The 19,136-nt window shown below is 66.6% G+C and carries 21 protein-coding genes and 1 tRNA gene; 15 read left to right on the top strand and 7 right to left on the bottom strand.

All coding sequences use genetic code 11. The annotated features are described in order from the left end of the window. Positions 1-207: 207 nt before the first annotated feature. The 9 genes from QZ546_RS11540 to QZ546_RS11500 all read left to right on the top strand — a co-directional run bounded on the left by QZ546_RS11540 (position 208) and on the right by QZ546_RS11500 (position 8,773). Positions 208-1,254 carry a Glu/Leu/Phe/Val dehydrogenase family protein gene (locus QZ546_RS11540; protein ID WP_294237445.1) on the top strand — a complete coding sequence of 349 codons (1,047 nt, stop codon included), beginning with the start codon at positions 208-210 and terminating at the stop codon, positions 1,252-1,254. 230 nt (positions 1,255-1,484) lie between these two features. After that, a complete protein-coding gene (locus tag QZ546_RS11535) occupies positions 1,485-1,940 on the top strand; it encodes an SUF system Fe-S cluster assembly regulator (RefSeq protein WP_294237442.1) in 456 nt (151 codons plus the stop codon). Next, entirely contained in the window at positions 1,940-3,403 is a 1,464-nt protein-coding gene (gene sufB, locus QZ546_RS11530; RefSeq protein WP_294237439.1) for a Fe-S cluster assembly protein SufB, read from the top strand. The genes QZ546_RS11535 and sufB overlap by 1 nt, the downstream gene beginning before the upstream one ends. A 180-nt stretch (positions 3,404-3,583) precedes the next feature. Next, entirely contained in the window at positions 3,584-4,585 is a 1,002-nt protein-coding gene (locus QZ546_RS11525; RefSeq protein ID WP_294237437.1) for a hypothetical protein, read from the top strand. Positions 4,586-4,642: 57 nt separating this feature from the next. Further along, positions 4,643-5,386 (top strand): Fe-S cluster assembly ATPase SufC, encoded by a 744-nt coding sequence (gene sufC / locus QZ546_RS11520; protein ID WP_294237435.1) that lies wholly within the window; start codon positions 4,643-4,645, stop codon positions 5,384-5,386. 145 nt (positions 5,387-5,531) lie between these two features. Next, entirely contained in the window at positions 5,532-6,611 is a 1,080-nt protein-coding gene (locus QZ546_RS11515; protein WP_294237432.1) for a SufD family Fe-S cluster assembly protein, read from the top strand. A gap of 145 nt (positions 6,612-6,756) precedes the next feature. Further along, positions 6,757-7,962 carry an aminotransferase class V-fold PLP-dependent enzyme gene (locus QZ546_RS11510; RefSeq protein ID WP_294237429.1) on the top strand — a complete coding sequence of 402 codons (1,206 nt, stop codon included), beginning with the start codon at positions 6,757-6,759 and terminating at the stop codon, positions 7,960-7,962. Beyond that, positions 7,959-8,417 carry an SUF system Fe-S cluster assembly protein gene (locus tag QZ546_RS11505; protein WP_294237426.1) on the top strand — a complete coding sequence of 153 codons (459 nt, stop codon included), beginning with the start codon at positions 7,959-7,961 and terminating at the stop codon, positions 8,415-8,417. The genes QZ546_RS11510 and QZ546_RS11505 overlap by 4 nt, the downstream gene beginning before the upstream one ends. Positions 8,418-8,419: 2 nt before the next feature. Continuing rightward, positions 8,420-8,773: an iron-sulfur cluster assembly accessory protein gene (locus QZ546_RS11500; protein ID WP_056430123.1), complete on the top strand. Its 354-nt coding sequence runs from the start codon at positions 8,420-8,422 to the stop codon at positions 8,771-8,773. A 283-nt stretch (positions 8,774-9,056) separates the two neighbouring features. Here QZ546_RS11500 and QZ546_RS11495 read toward each other — a convergent pair whose 3' ends face one another. From QZ546_RS11495 to thpR, 3 genes are read right to left on the bottom strand one after another with little or no spacing between them, the layout of a single operon-like run. Then, positions 9,057-9,719, bottom strand: coding sequence for an HAD-IA family hydrolase (locus tag QZ546_RS11495; protein ID WP_294237421.1), 663 nt, complete (start codon positions 9,717-9,719; stop codon positions 9,057-9,059). A gap of 19 nt (positions 9,720-9,738) precedes the next feature. Then, complete coding sequence (locus QZ546_RS11490) at positions 9,739-10,275, bottom strand: superoxide dismutase family protein (protein ID WP_294237419.1); 537 nt, start codon at positions 10,273-10,275, stop codon at positions 9,739-9,741. A 38-nt stretch (positions 10,276-10,313) separates the two neighbouring features. Next, positions 10,314-10,856 (bottom strand): RNA 2',3'-cyclic phosphodiesterase, encoded by a 543-nt coding sequence (thpR, locus tag QZ546_RS11485; protein ID WP_294237416.1) that lies wholly within the window; start codon positions 10,854-10,856, stop codon positions 10,314-10,316. 123 nt (positions 10,857-10,979) lie between these two features. Between thpR and QZ546_RS11480 the strand changes: the two genes are divergently transcribed. The 4 genes from QZ546_RS11480 (at position 10,980) to QZ546_RS11465 (ending at position 13,778) form a co-directional block, all read left to right on the top strand. Then, entirely contained in the window at positions 10,980-11,726 is a 747-nt protein-coding gene (locus QZ546_RS11480) for a Bax inhibitor-1/YccA family protein (protein WP_294237414.1), read from the top strand. A 78-nt stretch (positions 11,727-11,804) separates the two neighbouring features. Next, the gene (locus tag QZ546_RS11475; protein ID WP_294237411.1) at positions 11,805-12,584 is read left to right on the top strand and encodes a transglutaminase family protein; all 780 of its coding nucleotides are present in this window, start codon (positions 11,805-11,807) and stop codon (positions 12,582-12,584) included. A 77-nt stretch (positions 12,585-12,661) separates the two neighbouring features. Continuing rightward, complete coding sequence (locus QZ546_RS11470) at positions 12,662-12,937, top strand: hypothetical protein (RefSeq protein WP_294237407.1); 276 nt, start codon at positions 12,662-12,664, stop codon at positions 12,935-12,937. 283 nt (positions 12,938-13,220) lie between these two features. Next, positions 13,221-13,778: a hypothetical protein gene (locus tag QZ546_RS11465; RefSeq protein ID WP_294237405.1), complete on the top strand. Its 558-nt coding sequence runs from the start codon at positions 13,221-13,223 to the stop codon at positions 13,776-13,778. A 39-nt stretch (positions 13,779-13,817) separates the two neighbouring features. Here QZ546_RS11465 and QZ546_RS11460 read toward each other — a convergent pair whose 3' ends face one another. From QZ546_RS11460 to QZ546_RS11450, 3 genes are all read right to left on the bottom strand, one after another. Next, positions 13,818-14,549: an extensin family protein gene (locus QZ546_RS11460; RefSeq protein WP_294237461.1), complete on the bottom strand. Its 732-nt coding sequence runs from the start codon at positions 14,547-14,549 to the stop codon at positions 13,818-13,820. Continuing rightward, the gene (locus tag QZ546_RS11455; RefSeq protein WP_294237403.1) at positions 14,549-15,307 is read right to left on the bottom strand and encodes an NUDIX domain-containing protein; all 759 of its coding nucleotides are present in this window, start codon (positions 15,305-15,307) and stop codon (positions 14,549-14,551) included. The genes QZ546_RS11460 and QZ546_RS11455 overlap by 1 nt, the downstream gene beginning before the upstream one ends. Positions 15,308-15,371: 64 nt before the next feature. Continuing rightward, positions 15,372-15,447, bottom strand: a tRNA-Ala gene (locus QZ546_RS11450). A 250-nt stretch (positions 15,448-15,697) separates the two neighbouring features. Between QZ546_RS11450 and QZ546_RS11445 the strand changes: the two genes are divergently transcribed. Beyond that, positions 15,698-16,900 (top strand): DUF2171 domain-containing protein, encoded by a 1,203-nt coding sequence (locus tag QZ546_RS11445; RefSeq protein ID WP_294237399.1) that lies wholly within the window; start codon positions 15,698-15,700, stop codon positions 16,898-16,900. A gap of 81 nt (positions 16,901-16,981) precedes the next feature. Beyond that, positions 16,982-17,965, top strand: coding sequence for an NADP-dependent oxidoreductase (locus QZ546_RS11440; RefSeq protein WP_294237395.1), 984 nt, complete (start codon positions 16,982-16,984; stop codon positions 17,963-17,965). Between the two features lie 162 nt (positions 17,966-18,127). Here the strand turns inward: QZ546_RS11440 and QZ546_RS11435 are convergent, their stop codons facing one another. Continuing rightward, positions 18,128-19,045 (bottom strand): neutral zinc metallopeptidase, encoded by a 918-nt coding sequence (locus QZ546_RS11435; RefSeq protein ID WP_294237392.1) that lies wholly within the window; start codon positions 19,043-19,045, stop codon positions 18,128-18,130. Positions 19,046-19,136 lie beyond the last annotated feature (91 nt).

Below are 19,136 nucleotides of genomic sequence, written 5' to 3'. Positions count from 1 at the left end.
CGACCGTAGTTCAATTGGTTAGAGCGCCGGCTTGTGATGCCGGAAGTTGCGGGTTCAAGTCCCGTCGGTCGCCCCATCTTTTCAGGCCATATCCTGGCCACGGCACCGGCCCCTGCAGCGCCCGTGTTCCCCCTCAATCCTCGCCGATAGGGTGGCCGGGTCGGCAGTCTCGGTCCGGTTCCGCATTTGTCGGACCGAAGGACGAGCATGACGAACTGGGGCTTTCCCGATTTCGACGCGCATGAAGGCGTGCACCTGTTCACCGATCCCGCCTCGGGTCTGCAGGCGGTCATCGCGGTGCATTCCACCCATCTCGGCCCGGCGGCGGGCGGTGCGCGTTTCTGGCACTATGCCACCCCCGCGCTCGCCATCACCGACGCGCTGCGCCTGTCGCGCGGCATGAGCTACAAGAACGCGATGGCGGGCCTGGCGCTGGGCGGCGGCAAGGGCGTGGTGCTGGCGGCCAAGCCGGGCGACGTCATCACCACCGCACAGCTCGAAGCCTTCGGCCGCGGGGTCGAGTCGCTGGGCGGGCGTTACGTGACGGCGGAAGACGTCGGCATGTCCGAAGAGCGGATGAAGGTCATCGCGACCCAGACCCGTTATGTCTCCGGCCTGCCGGTGGCGAGCGGTGCGGCGGGCGGCGACCCCGGCCCCTATACCGCGCACGGCGTGTATCTGGGCGTGAAGGCGGCGGCAAAGCGCGGCCTGGGTGCGACCGACATGAAGGGCGTGCGTGTCGCGATCCAGGGCGTCGGCTCGGTCGGCGGCGGTCTGGCCAAGCTGCTGGCCAAGGACGGCGCGGTCCTGACCATCGCCGACGTGAACCAGGCGCGGGCCGAAGCCATGGCGGCGGAACTGGGCGCCAGCGTCGCCTCGGCCGACGAGATCCTGTTCGCCGATGTCGATCTGGTCAGCCCCAATGCGCTGGGCGCGGTGCTGACCGCCGATTCGATCCAGCGGCTGAAGGCCAAGGTCGTCGCGGGCGGCGCCAACAACCAGCTGGCGACCCGCGAGGACGGCGCGCGCGTGGCGGAAGCGGGCATCCTCTATGCCCCCGATTACGTCATCAACGCGGGCGGCATCATCAATGTCGGCCTGGAATATCTGGGCCAGGGCGACGAGGCCGAGGTCATGGCGCGCATCGCCAAGATCCCCGAGCGGCTGGAGCAGGTGTGGCAGCGTTCGGCGGAGACGGGCCATCCGGCGTCCGACGTGGCGGACGAGATCGCGCAGGGCCTGATCGGCCGCTGAATGAGACTCACGCCCCTCCCGCAGGCGGGAGGGGATGGGGGAGGGCAGGGAGTCTCACCGAGGCCATCGCTTGTGGCGTTGCCCTCCCCAACCCCTCCCGTCTACGGGAGGGGCTTAAGAAGTGGTCGAACCACTCACACCCATCGAAATTCCCGCACGCATTCGCGGTTGACGAACCGGCCCCCCGCGCCCATTTGCCAATCGGATCAAATCCATCCGATTGGGAGATCATGCGCCTATCCAGCCTGGCCGATTATGCGGTCGTGATGATGACCGCCGCCGCGCGCGAAGGCGTGGGCGGGCGGAGCAACGCGACCCTGCTCGCCGGGCAGACGGGCGTGCCGCTCCCCACCGCGCAGAAGCTGGTGAGCCGTCTGGCGGGCGCAGGCCTGATCGAGAGCACGCGCGGCACCGGCGGCGGCATCCGTCTCGCCCGCCCGGCCGATACGATCAGCCTGGCCGACATCGTCGAGGCGGTGGACGGCCCGATCGCGCTGACGGCGTGCGTCGACGGCGCCGCGCACGACTGCAGCCTGGAAATGCAATGCCGCGTCCGGCCGCATTGGCATGTCGTCAATCAGGCGGTACGCGCCGCCTTTTCCGGGGTGACGCTCGCGACGCTCGCCGCCGATCCTGTTGAATCGCAAGTGATGGACGCGTCTCCGCGTCCGGGGGTATTCGCCTGATGGCCACGAAGAATGCAGAGGCGCTCGCCGCCGCCAACAAGAAGTATGAGTGGGGCTTCGCCACCGAGATCGAGCAGGACTTCGCACCCAAGGGGCTGAGCGAGGATACGGTCCGCTATATCTCGGCCAAGAAGGGCGAGCCCGAATGGATGCTCGACTGGCGGCTGAAGGCGTTCCGCCTGTGGCAGACGCTGGAGACGCCCGACTGGGCCAAGCTGAACATCCCGCCGATCGACTATCAGGACGCGTATTATTACGCGGAGCCCAAGCAGAAGAAGACGATCGCGTCGCTGGACGAGCTGGATCCCGAAATCCGGCGGACCTATGAAAAGCTGGGCATCCCGATCGCCGAGCAGGAAGTGCTGGCGGGCGTCGAGGGTGCGCGCAAGGTCGCGGTCGATGCGGTGTTCGACAGCGTCTCGGTCGCGACCACCTTCCGCAAGGAACTGGAAGCGGCGGGCGTGATCTTCCGCTCGATCTCCGAGGCGATCAAGGAATATCCGGAGCTTGTCCGCAAGTGGCTGGGCAAGGTCGTGCCGCAGCGCGACAATTACTTCGCGACGCTCAATTCGGCGGTCTTCTCCGACGGCACCTTCGTCTATGTGCCCGAGGGTGTTCGCTGCCCGATGGAGCTGTCCACCTATTTCCGCATCAACGCGGAGAATACCGGCCAGTTCGAGCGCACGCTGATCGTCGCGGACAAGGGGGCCTATGTCTCCTATCTCGAAGGCTGCACCGCGCCGATGCGCGACGAGAATCAGCTGCATGCGGCAGTCGTCGAGCTGGTCGCGCTGGACGATGCCGAGATCAAATATTCGACCGTCCAGAACTGGTATCCGGGCGATGAGAATGGCGTCGGCGGCATTTACAACTTCGTCACCAAGCGTGCGCTCTGCCAGGGCAAGAACAGCAAGGTGTCGTGGACGCAGGTCGAAACCGGCTCGGCGGTGACGTGGAAATATCCGTCCTGCGTGCTGGCGGGCGACGGCTCGGTGGGCGAGTTCTACTCGGTTGCCGTGACCAATAATCGCCAGCAGGCCGATACCGGCACCAAGATGATCCATCTGGGCAAGAACACGCGGTCGACCATCGTGTCGAAGGGGATTTCGGCCGGGCATTCGGACAACACCTATCGCGGCCTCGTCCGCGTGGCGGCGACCGCCGAGAATGTCCGCAACTTCACCCAGTGCGACAGCCTGTTGCTGGGCGACCAGTGCGGCGCGCATACCGTGCCCTATATCGAGGTGAAGAACCCCAGCGCGCAGATCGAGCATGAGGCGACGACCAGCAAGATCAGCGAGGACCAGCTCTTCTATGCCATGTCGCGCGGGTTGGACCAGGAAGCGGCGGTTGCGCTGATCGTCAACGGCTTCGCCCGCGAAGTCCTGCAGCAGCTGCCGATGGAATTCGCGGTCGAGGCGCAGAAGCTGCTCGGCATTTCCTTGGAGGGTTCGGTCGGCTGATGTGTCCCAGCGCGTCCCGCGAATGTCTTGGAGCGGCGCCGGGCGTCCGGTATGATGCGGTGTCGTTCACGGCGGCGTGTCATATCCGCCTTGGCTTGGCCATCGCGCCCATGGATGCCCGCGTGAGTGAACATCAGTAATCGTGCGTACCATGACCCTTTGCCAAGCAAGGAAAAGCTGATGAGCACGACCATGACGCTCGCGCCCGATATCGGTTCCTCGACGGTGACGCCCCATCTCTACGGCATGCTCTACGCCAGCGCCGGACATGAGCAGCACAGCAATTTGGAGGCGGGCGCCCTCGACCCGCTGGACATCTATGTTCGCAACGCCGCGACGGTGGCGAAGTCGGCCCGGGCGGCGGGCATGGAATTTTCCCTCGTCACCAACGATCCGGCGCGTATCGCCCAGATCTTGAAGCGTCGTGGCCTGGATGGCGCGATCGAACTGACGCCGCACGACTTCACCTTGGACGTACCGGAGGGCATTCCGTTTCGCTCGGCCCATTTCAAGCTCGACCTGATCGATGCATTCGGGCGCGGCGAATATGGCGATTTCGTCGGCCTGATCGACATTGATCTCGTCATCTGCGAGCCGATCCGCTGCGACGATCCGAATGCCCTGTATGTTTATGATATCTGGGCGGAAAATCCCTATTGCGAGGATGATGCCGCGCATGTCGCCAACCTGATGGAACTGCTGGGCGACGGCGCGATGCCCACCCAGTGGTTCGGGGGCGAGTTCATCGTCGGGCACCGCGATGTCTTCACCAGGCTGTCGGCCGAGATCAAGGCGATGTGGCCGACCTATATCGCGCAGGTGGGCAAGTGGAAGCATGTCGGTGACGAGATGCTGGTGAACGCCGCCATCCAGAAGCTGATGCGCCAGGGCGGTCGGATCGTCAACGCCGGCCCCGAGGGGCTGGGCATGGTCGTGCGGTGGTGGTCGCGGCGGACGAACGGCAAGATGCGTCCCTGGACCGAGGCGGCGAAATGCGCGATCATGCACCTGCCCGGCGACAAGCAGTTCCTGGCGACCATCGCCGAGCACGGGTTCGACAAGACCGGTTTCCTAGTGGCGCATCGCAAACATGCCGGGCGCCGCGCGCGTATCGCGCAGGTCCGCAATCTGATCGACCGCATGCGCTTCCGCAAACCGCCCTACGCCCCACAAATGCGGTGATTCTTGACAATTTTTGAAACGTCCCGCGACGTCATGACGTATCGAAGGCCAAATCTGATGCTGAAAATTGAAAACCTCCATGCCGAGATTGACGGCAAGCCGATCCTCAAGGGCCTGACCCTCGAGGTGAATGCGGGCGAAGTCCATGCGATCATGGGCCCCAACGGCGCGGGCAAGTCGACGCTGGGCTATGTGCTGGGCGGGCGTCCCGGTTACGAAGTGACCGAGGGTTCGGTGACGTTCGACGGCATCGACCTGCTCGAGCTGGAGCCCAACGAGCGCGCCGCCGCGGGGCTGTTCCTGGGCTTCCAATATCCGGTCGAGATTCCCGGCGTGTCCAACGTCCAGTTCCTGCGCGAAAGCCTGAACGCGCAGCGCGCCCAGCGCGAGGAAGCGGCGCTGTCGGGCGCCGAGTTCCTGAAGCTCGCCCGTGCGCAGGCCGATGGGCTGGGCCTGAACCAGGACATGCTCAAGCGTCCGGTCAATGTCGGTTTCTCCGGCGGCGAGAAGAAGCGTAACGAGATGGTTCAGATGGGCATATTGAACCCCAAATTCGCGATTCTGGACGAGACGGACTCGGGCCTGGACATCGACGCGCTGCGCATCGTCGGCGACGGCATCAACCGCATCATGCGCGCGCCCGACAAGGCGGTGCTGCTGATCACCCATTATCAGCGGCTGCTCGACTATGTGCAGCCCGACCGGGTGCATGTGCTGGCCGATGGCCGCATCGTGCGCACGGGCGGCCCCGAACTCGCGCTCGAACTGGAGCGTGAGGGCTATGCCGGGGTGGACGCATGAGCCGCGCCCTGAAAATCCTCCCTGCGCGGAGCGCGGGGAGGGGGACCGCTCGGCGCAAGCCGAGTGGTGGAGGGGCGTTCGCCCCTCGCCCCTCCACCACCGCTTCGCGGCGGTCCCCCTCCCCATCAGAGATGGGGAGGAATTGATGGTGGACGTGTTGGATCTTCCTTCGACCCGCGAAGAGGCATGGCGCTGGGCCGATATCGACGCATTGCGTCGAGCGGCTGAGAGCAAGCGCGCGGCGCCGGTCGCGGACGCGGATCGTTTCCTCGATCTGCCGGGCGCGCGGTTGCTGTTCGTCGACGGCGTGCTGGACGAAAGCGCCAGCAATCTCGGTCCGGTCAAGCTGACCCAGATCGACGCCAGCGACCACCCGCTGGGCAGGCAGGCGCTGGGGCGTGGCTGGTCACTGCGGCTGGATCGCGATGCGGTCGCGGAGCCGGTGCAGATCGTCCATGTCGCCAGCGGCGCGGTCAATCACCTGCCCGCCGAGATCGTGCTGGCCGAGGATGCGGCGGCGCAGGTCTATGAGACCTATGTCGGGCGCGGCTGGACCAACCGGCTGACGCGGGTGAAGCTGGCGGCCTCGGCGCGGCTGATGCGGGCGATTCGGCTGTTGCAGGATGACGGCTTCGTCTCGCTGCGTGAGGAAGCCGAGCTGGGCGAGGGGGCAAGCCTGACGGCGACCTTCCTGGCGGCGGGCAATATGGGCGCGCGGATCGATGGCGGCATCACCCAGACCGGCGACGGCGCCTATGCCGAGTTCGGCGGCGCGCTGCTGACCAAGGGCGAATTGCGCCAAGAATGCGCGGTGGCCTTGCGCCACGCTGCGTTGAACGGCCAGAGCCATCAGCTGTGGCGCGCGGTCGCTGCCGATCGCAGCCAGGCAAGCCTGGCCGCGCGGGTCGAAGTCGCGCGTCATGCGCAGAAGACCGATGGCGAGCAGTCGCTTCGCGGCCTGCTGCTCCAGCGGACGGCGACGGTGAACTTGAAGCCCGAACTGGAGATCTTCGCCGACGACGTGAAGTGCGCACATGGCGCGACCGTGGGCGAACTGGATGGGCGCGCGCTGTTCTACATGCAGAGCCGCGGCATCCCGAAGCCGCGTGCACAGGCGCTGCTGACGCGGGCCTTCGTGGCGGATGCGATCGACCGGATCGGTAACGAGGTGGTGCGCGAGGCCTTTGCGGAGGACGCCGACGCCTGGCTGGAGGCCGCGCTTTGATGCCGACCACCCAAATCCTCCCTGCGCCTTGCGCGGGGAGGGGGACCGCTCGCGAAGCGAGGGGTGGAGGGGCCGGAGGGGCTTGCCCCTCCACCATCGCTGGCGCGATGGTCCCCCTCCCCAAGCGCAGCTTGGGGAGGATTTGATGACGACCGCATCTCCGCTCGATCGCGTCGCGGACTTCCCCGCGATCCCGGACGGCTGGGCTTATCTCGACACCGCCGCGACCGCGCAGAAGCCGCAAATGGTGATCGACGCGATTACGCGGGCCTATGACACCAGCTATGCCACGGTGCATCGCGGCGTCTATCAGCGCTCGGCCGACATGACCGTGGCGTATGAAAAGGCACGCGAAGCGACCGCGCGATTCATCGGCGCGGGGTCGCCGAACGAGATCGTCTTCACGCGCGGCGCGACCGAGGGGATCAATCTCGTCGCGCAATGTTGGGCTGCGACCCACTTGAAGGCGGGCGACCGTATCCTGTTGTCGATGCTGGAGCATCACTCCAACATCGTGCCGTGGCAGATGGTCGCCGAGCGGCTGGGCGTCGCGATCGACGTGCTGCCGCTGACCCATGACCACCACATCGACCTCGACGCGATGGAGCGGATGCTGACGCCCGCGCACAAGCTGGTGTCGCTGGGCCATGTGTCGAACGTGCTGGGCTCGGTGCTGGATGGCCGCCGTGCGGCCGATCTGGCGCATGGCGTGGGCGCGAAGATCCTGCTCGACGGGTGCCAGGCGGTGCCGCGCATCGCGGTGGACGTGAAGGCACTGGATTGCGACTTCTACGTCTTTTCCGGCCACAAGCTTTACGGTCCGACCGGTATTGGCGTGCTGTGGGCGCGGCCGGAACTGTTGGAGGGCATGCCGCCCTATCAGGGTGGCGGCTCGATGATCGATCGGGTGAGCTTCGAGAAGACCACCTACGCCCCGCCGCCCGGCCGGTTCGAGGCGGGAACGCCGCATATCGTCGGTGCGCTGGGGCTCCATGCCGCGATCGACTATGTGAGTGGCATCGGGCTCGACGCGATCCATGCGCATGAGGCGGCGCTCGTTGCCAAGGCGCGAGAGGGGCTGTCGGCGATCAATTCGGTGCGTCTGCTGGGCCCGGAGGACTCCGCCGGAATCGTCAGTTTCGCGGTCGAGGGGGTTCATCCCCACGACATCGGCACCATATTGGACGAGAGCCGGGTGGCGATCCGGGCGGGCCATCACTGCGCCCAGCCTTTGATGGAGGCGCTTGGCCTGCCCGCCACCGCACGGGCGAGTTTCGGCGTGTATAACGGACCCGATGACGTAGCGGCATTGGTGGATGGTGTCCGGCGGGTCACGAGGATTTTCGGATGAGCAGTTTCAAGATCGAAGAGGTCGAAAGCGTCGAGCAGCCGCCCAAGGCGCGCGTGCAGGACGTGGTCGAGGCACCGGCCGAGCGGCAGCGCGATTATCTGTCGGGCTTCCTTTCGCAAAAGCCGACCGCCGACGATCCGACCCAGCCGGGCGGGGCGCTGTATGACGGGATCATCGACGCGCTGAAGGATATTTTCGACCCCGAAATCCCGGTCAACATCTATGACCTGGGGCTGATCTACGGCGTCGAAGTGACCGAGGGCGGCCATGCGGTCGTCACCATGACGCTGACCACGCCGCATTGCCCGGTTGCCGAGTCGATGCCGGGCGAGGTCGAACTGCGCGTCTCGGCGGTGCCGGGGATCGCGACCGCCGACGTCAACCTGATCTGGGATCCGCCCTGGGATCCGCAGAAGATGTCGGACGAGGCCAAGCTCGAACTGGGGATGCTCTGATCATGGCGACCACCCTGCGTCCGCGCCCCGCTGCGTTGAACCTGACCCCCTCGGCCGAGGCGCGGGTCGCCGAGCTGATGGCGCGCGCGCCGGAGGGGGCGATCGGCGTCAAGCTCTCGACCCCGCGCCGGGGTTGTTCGGGGCTGGCCTATTCGGTCGATTACGTGACCGAGGCCAAGGCGTTCGACGAAAAGATCGACACGCCGGGCGGCACGCTGTTCGTCGATGGCGGATCGATCCTGTACCTGATCGGCTCGACCATGGACTGGGTCGAGGACGACTTCACCGCCGGGTTCGTGTTCCAGAACCCCAACGCCAAGGGCGCGTGCGGGTGTGGAGAGAGCTTCACGGTTTGAGGCGAGGGGGGGCTCGCGACCACCTCTTTTCGCACTGAGCGACGTCAGAGTGCATGCCCAGCGATGTGATCTTGGCAAGGTAGGTCCCTTGGCCTTTGACTTCGCTCAGGCTGAACGGGGGGCGAGCGAGAGGTCCGTTTATCAGCCGTTCCCCGGCGAAGGCCGGGGCCCAGTTTCTATTCGGTTGAGATGGTGGGACATCCCCGAGTGGGAGGCAAATGCCCTGCGCTTCCGATAAGGCACCGCAACTGGGCCCCGGCCTTCGCCGGGGAACAGGTTGGGTTTAAACCCGGTGCTCCAGCTTCAAACTCGCCCCGTCCCACTCCACCGCCAGGTCACCATAATCCGTGATCATCGCATGATCGGTATCCATCATGCCCCGGTGCGTTTCGGTAATCACCACCACCGTCATCCCCGCCGCGTCCGCCGCCGCGATCCCGGCCGGGGCATCCTCGAACGCCAGGCAATCCTCCGGCGCCACACCCAGTCGCTTCGCCCCCAACAGAAAGCCATCGGGCGCAGGCTTGCTCCGCTCCGCATCCTCCGCAGTCACGAATACGCCCGGCAGAGGGAGCCCCGCCGCCCTCAGCCGCACCTCCGCCAGCCGCTTGGGCGCAGAGGTCACGATCGCCCAGCGGTCCGGCGGAAGGGCGGCGAGGAACGCCGCCGCCCCGCGGATCGGCACGATATCGTCGACGTCGAGCATCTCCGCCTCGGTCAGCGCATGGGCCTCCGCGACCGGATCGACGCCGGGCAGGTTCAACCGCCGGATCGTCTCGACCGACTGGACGCCGTGAATGGTCGGCAGGAACGCCGCCACGTCCAGCCCCTGCCGCTCGGCCCAGGCGGTCCAGGCGCGCTCGGCGGACGCGATCGAACTCAGGATCGTCCCGTCCATGTCGAACAGGAATCCCCCAAAGGCGCGGGTCGGCAGGTGCGTGGTCATTGGGGCGTGGTCATCCGCGTCAGTTGGCCTGGAACACGCCGCAGGCGATACGGCCGCCGCTATTGCCGCTGGGATCGGTCTTCAGGTCGTCGGCCCCGGCATGGATGACGATCGCCGAGCCGTCCGCGTCGAGCAGCCCGGCCATGGTCGCACCCGGCAGCACGACGCCCAGCGTACCGCGTCCGTCGGTGCCGACGGTCATGTTGGGCATGTCGCCCTCATGCGGGCCTTGCGGGTTCATGCTGCCATGCTGGCGCTGGGTGGGGTTCCAGTGGCCGCCCGCCGTCGTGAAGTCCGGCGCGTCGCAGCGGCCGACCGTATGGACATGCACGCCGTGCATCCCCGCCGGCACGGTCATCGCGTCGAGCGTGATGCGCAGGCCGCCCGCCACTTCGGTGGCGGTCGCACGACCCGCATCGGCGCCGGTGGCGGTGCGCAGACTGGCGGTCGCGCTGGCGCCGTTCGGCGTCGGGGAGCCCGTCTCCATCTTGGTCTGGTCGCAGCCCGCAAGGCCCAGTGCGACGGTCCCGATGGTCAGCAGCGTCAGATATTTCATGGACAGGCTCCCTTTGAATGCGGAAAACGGCTTTGCTTTTATCCCAACGGCCAACGCATCACCGGTTCATAGGATGCGCCGCCATGCCCCAGATGGCTTTGATAGAGGACGAGGTGCGGCATGGCGAAGGGCGCGCTCGACAGCCCGGCATGGACGGCCCGCCACCCCTCGATCTCGGGCGCCATGCCCGCCGATCCGGGCAACCGCGCAAGTGTGACATGCGGCAGATAGGCATGCGACTCAGGGGGAAGGCCGGCACGGACACAGGCCTGGTCGACCTTGCGATGCAGATGGGCCAGCGCGTCATGTGGGCTGACCCCGGCCCAGAGCGTGTCGACCCGCCCCTTGCGATCGAAACTGCCGACACCCGCAATGCGGACGGTCGGCACCGGCGCATGGACCTGGGACAGCGCGGCGGCGACGTCCTCTGCGACCGGGCGGTCGACCGCGCCGATGAAGCGGACCGTCAGGTGCAGTTGCTCGTCATCCTGCCAGCGCGCCCTGGGCACGCCGTCCATCGCATCGGCGAGCATGTCCCGAATTGCGGGGGGCGGGCGAAGGGCGACGAACAGGCGGAGCATGACAAAACATGTCTATCGCATTCCGTTGCCCTTGCGGGAACCTCTTGCGCTTGAAAAGCGTCGCGGAGAGGGCGATATTTCCACCAACCGGCATCTGGCCGGGCAAAGGAGCATTAGTTCACCATGGCAAACTGGTCTGATCCACGGCCGAGCGCCGCGCCGTTCGGAACCACCGCCACCACGGGCTCGACCGCCTATGACGCGGGTCTGCGGTCGTACATGCTGTCCGTCTACAACTATATGACGTCGGGCGTGCTGCTGACGGGTATCGTCGCGCTGCTCTTCGCATGGGGTGGTCGCGACAGCATGGCGGCGCAGGTCTTCCTGCACGGCGGCCTGCTGAAATACGTCATCATGTTCGCGCCGATCGGCTTCGTCTTCGCGCTCAGTATGGGCGTGAACCGCATGAAGACCTCGACGATGCAGCTGCTCTTCTGGGCGTTTGCGATCGTCATGGGCCTGTCGCTGTCGACCATCTTCCTGGTCTATAGCGGTGCGTCGATCGCGGCGGCGTTCTTCGCGACGGCGGCCGGTTTCGCGGCGCTGAGCCTCTATGGCTATACCACCAAGCGCGACCTGTCGGCCTTCGGCACCTTCCTGACCATCGGTCTGGTCGGCCTGATCGTCGCCAGCCTGATCAATGTGTTTATGCAGTCGGGCACGATGGCGCTGGTCATCAGCTTCGTCGGCGTGCTGCTGTTCGCCGGCCTGACCGCCTATGATACGCAGCGGACCAAGTCGCTCTATTATCAGGTGCGCGGCACGGACATGCGCGACCGGGTGGTCATCATGTCGGCGCTCAGCCTGTATCTCGACTTCATCAACATGTTCCTGTTCATCCTGCGTCTGTTCGGCTCCAGCCGCGACTGATCGGGTCGGAGGGAATAACCTTCAAGGGCTCGGCGGAGCGTCCGCCGGGCCCTTTTTCATGAGAAGAGGACGTGCCCCATGCGCCTGTCGATCGACGTGACGCTCGACTATGTCCTGACGGACCCGTCCGACATCCTGTTGCAGGTCGAGGTGGCCGCGACGGCCGACCAGCGGCTGGAGCAACAGTCGCTGACCATCTGGTCCGATCACGGCGTGACGGCGGTGGTGGGCGAGGATGGTATCGGCCAGCGCTGCTGGGTCCGCGCCGACCATGGGCTGATCGCGCGCTATGCGGCGATCGTCGCGGTCGATCGGCCGGTCGTCCGGCTGGAGACGCTGGCGGCGAGCCCGGCGCGCGCGCTGGGCGGGGCGCTGATCCCCTATCTGCTCCCCAGCCGTTATTGCGAATCGGACCGGCTGGAGGGCTTTGTGCGGCAGCGTTTCGCGGGGCTGAGCGGCGGCGCGCTTGCGGCCGCGCTGCTGGACTGGGTCGCGACCCGGCTGACCTATAAATCGGGCAGCTCCAGCGGGGTGACGACCGCGCTCGACACGTTCGGGATGCGCAGCGGGGTGTGCCGCGATTACACGCATCTGCTGGTCGCGCTGGCACGCGCGGCCGAGATTCCGGCGCGCTGCGTATCGGCCTATGCGCCCGGCGTCGATCCGCCCGATTTCCATGCGGTGGCCGAACTCTGGCTGGAGGGCGCCTGGCATCTGGTCGATGCCACCGGCATGGCTCGCGCCGACGAGATCGCGAAGGTCTGTGTCGGCCGCGACGCCACCGACATCGCCTTCATGACCGTCTTCGGCGAAGCACAGCTTTGCGATCAACGGGTTAGCGTGAAGCGGCTGGACTGACCCGGTGTCGGGGCCGGCGGCAGGAACGGTGCGCCTCATGGCTCGTTGACCCTGTCCACTGATGATGGGGAAGTGACATGAACGACAGCATCGACGATCGCGCGCTGGACAGCGTTTCGGTCGCGCCCGGCGGCGAACAGGCCGAAGCGGGCAATCGCCCCCGCCCGCCCGAACAGGATGCCGGACAGGATCCGGACATCACCGAGCAGTTGGAAAAGGACCCTGCGGACGTCGATGCGCAGCTCGACGAAAGCCTGGACGAATCGATGGACGCCAGCGATCCGCCCTCGAACACCCAGCCGGGTCGCGACGGTCCGGCGGAATCGTCCGGCTATCAGGAAGACGATCGCTGATCTGACGACGCGCATGATGGTCGCCGGTGGCGTAGCGCCGTCGGCCATCATGCCCGCATTATGCACCGGCGCACCGACGTCGGAACGACGTCGCAACAAAGTTTCCGATCCTGTCGCAAGCCCGATCGAATCGCGTGCATTCGTTGCTGCGATAACGGCTCGTCGCAATCTATGTTGCGGCGCGGCGCTTTTCATGTTCGTTTACCGTCGGTTCGTTCAGCGATGCGTTAACCAAAATGGCGCATGATGATCTGACAGTTTCGATTGGGCGGGGTGAACGCATATGGGATCGAGGAGCAGACCGGCCGAAGGCGCGATGACATTGGCCGAGATGAAGGAATTTGCCGGGTTCGCAGCATCGACGCAGCGTTATATCCGCCGCTCGCTGGATATCGGGCTGGACCGCGAGGATGCGATGGCGCGTTGGTCGCGCGACGTGGTCGAGGCGGCGAGCATCCGCGCCCAGGCCCGGCTCTATCGGAACCTGCCCGAAATCCGCCACCTGATCCCGGTCGATAGCGGGTTGGAATCGCTCGAGCCGTTCATGGCGCCGTTCGTGACGATCGCGGCATTCGATCTGGGGCAGGGGCGGCTGACCAGCTTTTCGGCCTTCCGCTTCCTCTATGAACGGTTGATCGGGGCCGAGGTTCGGCCGTGGCTGCCCTCGGTCTTCTGCGCGGCGGCGGCGCTGCCCCATCTGCATCCCGAGCTGCGGCGCAAGCTGCTTCAGTCGATCAGCGAAGCGGCGGCGACCGCGGCGGGCTGGTCGAGCCGCCAGCCGGCCTTCTTCCCGCACTGGGTGGAAAAGGTCGACACCAACGGCACGTCGCTGGCCAACTGATCGCGCAGGGCGGCGGGCGGGGGGGCTCCGCCGCCTGCGTCATCGGCAGGCGCGCCAGCCCATCGACCCGCGATAGGCCTGGTCGAGATGGAAGTGGTCGGCGTGCGCGGCATTATAGTCGGGCGACAGGGTCGTCGCGAAGAGATCGCACGCCCCGTCGCGCACGCGCCGCAGAAACTGGCCCGCCTTGCCCTGATCCTTCCAGTCGCGCACGACGCGGATCCGGCGACCGTCGCTCAGGCGGAAACCGGCGATATCCACCGCATTGGCACGGGCATGTTCGCTCCAGTCGCTGCCCACGCGCCCGCCGATGCGGCGGCAATTATAGCTGCCCAGATGCTCGATCGCGACGACCTCCGCCCCGAATATTTCGCGCGCGGCGGGCTGGACGCTGTTCCATTCCCATAGCGCGAGCGAGGCGGCGACCGGGCAGGATATACCGAGCGAGGCGGGGCGATAGCCGATGCCATGCGCGCCGCCGGGGGCGAAGCGGACGACATCGTCATAGCCGCACGCCGCACCATCGGAGCGGGCGGGCAGGGCGGTGTGGCGGATGCCTGCCCGGTCGAGCAGCGTGGTGCACGCTACCTTGTCCTGGGTCAGCGCGGTCAGCTTGCGCCCCGTGAACATCCCTACCGGCTGCCCCAGGTCCAGCGGCGCCCAGGGCACGTCCTGCGGCCGGTGCCGCACCAGGCCCCAGAACAGCAGCGCGGCCATCGTCAGTCCGGCGAGCACGGCCAGGATCGTCGTCCATCGCCGCAGCGCCCGCATCACCCGCGCTCCGCCCGGGCGACGGGCTCCGCCGTCACCGGATAGCCGAGATCGTCGGGGATGCAGATGCAGGGAACGCCGCCCCGATCCGCCCGGAAGGGGATGATCCGCCGGATCGGCCAGGCGTGTGCATCGGCCATGGCGGTCGCGATATCGGGATATTGCGCCAGCCGCTCCAGCGTCCGCCTTGTGGGGAAGATGATGCGGATCGCGCCACGATCGGCCTGGGCGAGGGCATCGGCGGCGGTCAGCCACTCGGCCCGCACCGTCTCGCCACCGTCGATCACGGGGGCGGACGCGTCACGCGAGACGGCGGCGAGATAGAAGCGTGCATCGAACCGCCGGACCGGCACATGTTCGGGGCACCACCGGGCGAATGGCGTCAGCGCACCTGGATCAAGGTGGAGACTTTCGTCCCGCAGCCCCGCTGCAAAGGACCGTCCCTCCACCATCGTAGCGCGCAACCGGGCGACTGTGTCGCGACCGGGATGCGGGCTCAGCCCGACGGGAAGGCCGACTTCCTCGATCGTCTCGCGGATCGCGGCGATACGGGCGGCCTCATCCGCCGGATCGGTTGCGTCCGCAGAAACCAGCGCGTGATCGCCGGGATCGACCCGACCGCCGGGAAAGACCATCGCGCCACCGAGAAAGGCAAGCGCCGCGCCACGCTCAACCATCAGAATCTCGGGCGGCGCGCCCGGTGCATGGGCGTGGCGCATCAGGAGCAGGGTCGCGGCGGGTATGGGATCGGGGATCATCGCACGCGTAACGCATCAGCCGCGCTGGCGGAGCCGGGAGCTTGCGATGTCAGGAAAGGCGGGGTGGTGGAGCTGAGGGGAATCGAACCCCTGACCTCTGCAGTGCGATTGCAGCGCTCTCCCATCTGAGCTACAGCCCCGCCCCGTGACCCGACCATGGTCGGGAGCGACGCCATTAGCCCGTGATTTCGGGCAGCGCAACACCGGTTTGCGGATGGTCTTCAAAAAATCTTCGATCGATTTCGACCCGCGACACGCCTCCATCCGTCGCGTGCGGGGCTGTGCCAACGGAACAATGTCTTGATCTTCCTCATTGAAACACGCGGAAGGCACGGCCCGCCAAAGGAGCGGCGTCGGCCCCCGCAGGACCGAATTTCAGGAGGGTTTAGGATGGCTTACGACCGCTATTCCCGCGACGCCAATCGTGGTGGCCGCGATTTCGACTATGGCCGGGACTACGGCTCCGGGCGGGATTACACCTATTCCAGCGCACGGGATTACGAAGCCGCGGGCGCGTTCGACGACGACCGCAACACCGACAACCGCCGCGGTTACGGCGCGCGCGATTATGGCAATCAGGGCTATGGTCGCCAGGGCTATGACCGGGACGACAGCTACCGTTCGTCGCGCCAGGATTTCGGCGGCCGCTCCAACGAAGGACGCTATGGCGAAGGCCGCTCCGGCAATTACGACGCCTATCGTGGCGACCGTGGCTATGGCCGCGACTATGACGCGTATCGCGGCGGCGAGCGCAACTATGGCCGAAGCACGGGCTATGGCGATTCGTCGCGCGGCTATGGCTATACCGGCGACCGTTATGGCCGCGACGACCGCCAGGATCGTCCGCAATCGGGCCGCGACTATGGTCGCCAGCCCCAGGGCTATGACTATGAGGATCGCGGCTTCTTCGCCCGCGCCGGGGACGAGGTCCGCTCGTGGTTCGGCGACGAGGAGGCGGAGCGCCGCCGCGAGGCCGATGCGCGCATGGACGAGCGTTACTATGCGCAGCAGGACCATGACTATAACCACTGGCGCTCGGGCCAGATCGCCGCGCTCGACCGCGATTATGACGAATATCGCAGCGAGAACCGCACCAAGTTCCAGAACGAATTCGCCAGCTGGCGCACCGAGCGCGAAGGCCAGCGCGGCCTTCTGTCCAAGGTGACCGAGCATCTGGAAGTCGTCGGTTCGGACGGCGCGCACGTCGGCACCGTCGACAAGGTGCGCGGCGACCGCATCCTGCTGACCAAGAACGACAAGGATGCGGGCGGCCAGCACCACTCGATCCCGTCGCGCTGGCTGAAGTCGGTCGAGGACAAGGTCACGCTGACCAAGACCGCCGAGGAAGCCAAGAAGCAGTGGCGCGACGAGGAGAATGCGCGCGCCATGTTCGGCGACAATACGCGTGACGATGACCGCTATGGCCAGGCGAACAGCTATGGCCGGACCAGCGGCCAGACGAGCGGTTACGGCCAGAGTGCGACCGGTACGACCAGCTCGGCACAGAACAGCACCGGCACCGCGGCCAGCGGCACCGGCACCACGGCCGCCACGGGCACCGGCTCGACGACCGATCAGACCCGCAACTACTGACGCACCACGCGCCGGTTGAGCGGAGCAGGGGGCTCGGGTGGAAACACCCGGGCCCTTCGCGTTGACGACGAAAGGACTGACATGAAGGCATGGACATTGGCGGCGCGGCCCAAGGGCACGCCGGTACCGGACGATTTCGCGCTGGTCGAACAGGCGCTGCCCGAGTTGCAGGATGGCGAGGTTCGGATCGCCAATCGCTGGCTGTCGGTCGACCCCTATATGCGCGGCCGCATGAACGACGTGAAAAGCTATGTCCCGCCATTCCAGCTCGGTGCGCCGATGCAGGGCGGCGCGATCGGCGAGGTGGTCGAGAGCCGCGCCGACGGCATCGCTTTCGGCACGATGGTCAGTCATATGGCGGGCTGGCGCGACGAGGCGGTGCTGCCCGCCGCACATGTCCAGCCGCTGCCCGATCTGGGCGTCGATCCCCAGGCCTATCTGGGTCAGTTCGGCATGCCGGGCATGACTGCCTATTATGGCCTGCTTGAGATTGCCCAGGCCAAGCCGGGCGACACGGTCTTCGTCTCGGCGGCGGCGGGCGCGGTCGGATCGACGGTGGTGCAGATCGCCAAGGCCAAGGGGATGACCGTCATCGGTTCCGCCGGTGGCGCGGAGAAGACCGCCTGGGTGCGCGAACTCGGCGCGGATGCGGTGATCGACTATAAATCGGGGCAGTCGGTGGTCGACGCCCTGGGCGAGGCGGCACCGGACGGCATCGACGTCTATTTCGACAATGTCGGCGGCGATCATCTCGACGCAGCGCTGGCCCATGCCAGGCCCCATGCGCGCTTCGCGATCTGCGGCATGATCGACGTCTATAACGACGCCAAGCCGACCAGCCTGAAATATCTCGCCCGCCTGATCGGCAATCGCGTGCGGATCCAGGGGTTCATCGTGTCGGACTTCCAGGGGCAGGGGGCGTTTTACCGGGACATGGCCGCGATGTTGAAGGACGGCCGATTGCAGCGCGAGGAAACGGTGTTCGAGGGGTTGGAGAAGACGCCCGAGGCGTTCCTGGCGCTGTTCTCGGGCGGGAATAAGGGGAAGATGCTGGTGAAGCTGTAAAGCTTGACCTTTGGGGCTAGCCCTCCCCCCGGCCCCCTCCCGCTTGCGCGAGGGGGGCGTCCAGACCAGGGGTCATGACCTTATAACTCCCCTCCCGCAGGCGGGAGGGGCTGGGGGAGGGCAGGGCCGCGGGCTGCGTCTCGGGAGATCACTCCCTCCCGATCAAATCGCCCCCGAAAACGTATCGCACCGGGCCGGATCGCCCGTCTCCATGCCCCTTCGCAGCCAGCGCATCCGCTGTTCGGACGTGCCGTGGGTGAAGCTGTCCGGCACGACACTGCCGCCAGCCTCGCGCTGGAGCGTGTCATCGCCGATGGCGCGGGCGGCGGTCATGCCTTCCTCGACATCGCCGGGGTCCAGCCGGTCGCGGTTCTTCGCGGCCCAGACGCCCGCATAGCAATCCGCCTGCAGCTCCAGTCGCACGGACAGGGCATTACCCTCCGCGCGGCCTGCCGCCTGCTGCGCCTGGCGGACCTGGTCGGAGGTGCCGAGCAGCGTCTGGATATGATGGCCGAATTCATGCGCCACGACATAATAGCGGGCAAAGTCGCCCTTCGCGCCGAAGCGATTGGCCAGTTCGTCGAAAAATCGGGTGTCGAGATAGATTTTGCGGTCCGACGGGCAATAGAAGGGGCCGACCGCCGACTGCGCCGTGCCGCAGCCCGACTGCACGCTGTTGGCACCCGGCCGGAAGAAGCGCAGGCCCGGGGCCTCGAAGCGCTGGCCGCTCTGGGCGAAGATCTTTTCCCAGGTGTTGTCGGCGCTGCTGAACGCGCGGCAGGTCTCGCGGCGTTCGGGCGAGGCTTCGCAGACCTGGCGCACGCCCTGGCCACCGGTGGAGTCGGCCGAGCGCGTGACCGGCGCATTCCCGCTGCCGCCGCCGTTCAGCAGGCCCATCGGGTTCATCCCCAGCACGGCCAGGATGATGAGCACGACGATGATTCCGCCGCACCCGAAACGGCTGCCGATCAGGGGGAGCAGGCCGAACAGCAATCCGCCACCACCGCCGCCACCCCCGAAACCGCCGCCGGACTGCGCCTCGCCGACGTCGATGTCATTGTCATAATCGTCGAGCCGCATGGCACCGTCACCCCTTTGTCGTCTCGCCCGCCTACCGGGTCTTGGACGATTGAACCCGTGAACGCCGACGGCGGTTGCACAGGGGTGTATC

Source organism: uncultured Sphingomonas sp. (assembly GCF_913062585.1).
Classification (GTDB): Bacteria; Pseudomonadota; Alphaproteobacteria; order Sphingomonadales; family Sphingomonadaceae; genus Sphingomonas.
This window is presented reverse-complemented; position numbering and strand designations above follow the sequence as displayed.

Bases quoted from the DNA above. Each gene is read 5' to 3' on its own strand.
- QZ546_RS11495 (WP_294237421.1), bottom strand. From the start codon at position 9,719: ATGACCACGCACCTGCCGACCCGCGCCTTTGGGGGATTCCTGTTCGAC.
- QZ546_RS11455 (WP_294237403.1), bottom strand. From the start codon at position 15,307: ATGATCCCCGATCCCATACCCGCCGCGACCCTGCTCCTGATGCGCCAC.
- QZ546_RS11510 (WP_294237429.1), top strand. From the start codon at position 6,757: ATGACGACCGCATCTCCGCTCGATCGCGTCGCGGACTTCCCCGCGATC.
- QZ546_RS11440 (WP_294237395.1), top strand. From the start codon at position 16,982: ATGAAGGCATGGACATTGGCGGCGCGGCCCAAGGGCACGCCGGTACCG.
- QZ546_RS11535 (WP_294237442.1), top strand. From the start codon at position 1,485: ATGCGCCTATCCAGCCTGGCCGATTATGCGGTCGTGATGATGACCGCC.
- QZ546_RS11435 (WP_294237392.1), bottom strand. From the start codon at position 19,045: ATGCGGCTCGACGATTATGACAATGACATCGACGTCGGCGAGGCGCAG.
- sufB (WP_294237439.1), top strand. From the start codon at position 1,940: ATGGCCACGAAGAATGCAGAGGCGCTCGCCGCCGCCAACAAGAAGTAT.
- QZ546_RS11515 (WP_294237432.1), top strand. From the start codon at position 5,532: ATGGTGGACGTGTTGGATCTTCCTTCGACCCGCGAAGAGGCATGGCGC.
- thpR (WP_294237416.1), bottom strand. From the start codon at position 10,856: ATGCTCCGCCTGTTCGTCGCCCTTCGCCCGCCCCCCGCAATTCGGGAC.
- QZ546_RS11500 (WP_056430123.1), top strand. From the start codon at position 8,420: ATGGCGACCACCCTGCGTCCGCGCCCCGCTGCGTTGAACCTGACCCCC.
- QZ546_RS11470 (WP_294237407.1), top strand. From the start codon at position 12,662: ATGAACGACAGCATCGACGATCGCGCGCTGGACAGCGTTTCGGTCGCG.
- QZ546_RS11525 (WP_294237437.1), top strand. From the start codon at position 3,584: ATGAGCACGACCATGACGCTCGCGCCCGATATCGGTTCCTCGACGGTG.
- QZ546_RS11480 (WP_294237414.1), top strand. From the start codon at position 10,980: ATGGCAAACTGGTCTGATCCACGGCCGAGCGCCGCGCCGTTCGGAACC.
- QZ546_RS11505 (WP_294237426.1), top strand. From the start codon at position 7,959: ATGAGCAGTTTCAAGATCGAAGAGGTCGAAAGCGTCGAGCAGCCGCCC.
- QZ546_RS11475 (WP_294237411.1), top strand. From the start codon at position 11,805: ATGCGCCTGTCGATCGACGTGACGCTCGACTATGTCCTGACGGACCCG.
- QZ546_RS11460 (WP_294237461.1), bottom strand. From the start codon at position 14,549: ATGCGGGCGCTGCGGCGATGGACGACGATCCTGGCCGTGCTCGCCGGA.
- QZ546_RS11490 (WP_294237419.1), bottom strand. From the start codon at position 10,275: ATGAAATATCTGACGCTGCTGACCATCGGGACCGTCGCACTGGGCCTT.
- sufC (WP_294237435.1), top strand. From the start codon at position 4,643: ATGCTGAAAATTGAAAACCTCCATGCCGAGATTGACGGCAAGCCGATC.
- QZ546_RS11540 (WP_294237445.1), top strand. From the start codon at position 208: ATGACGAACTGGGGCTTTCCCGATTTCGACGCGCATGAAGGCGTGCAC.
- QZ546_RS11445 (WP_294237399.1), top strand. From the start codon at position 15,698: ATGGCTTACGACCGCTATTCCCGCGACGCCAATCGTGGTGGCCGCGAT.
- QZ546_RS11465 (WP_294237405.1), top strand. From the start codon at position 13,221: ATGGGATCGAGGAGCAGACCGGCCGAAGGCGCGATGACATTGGCCGAG.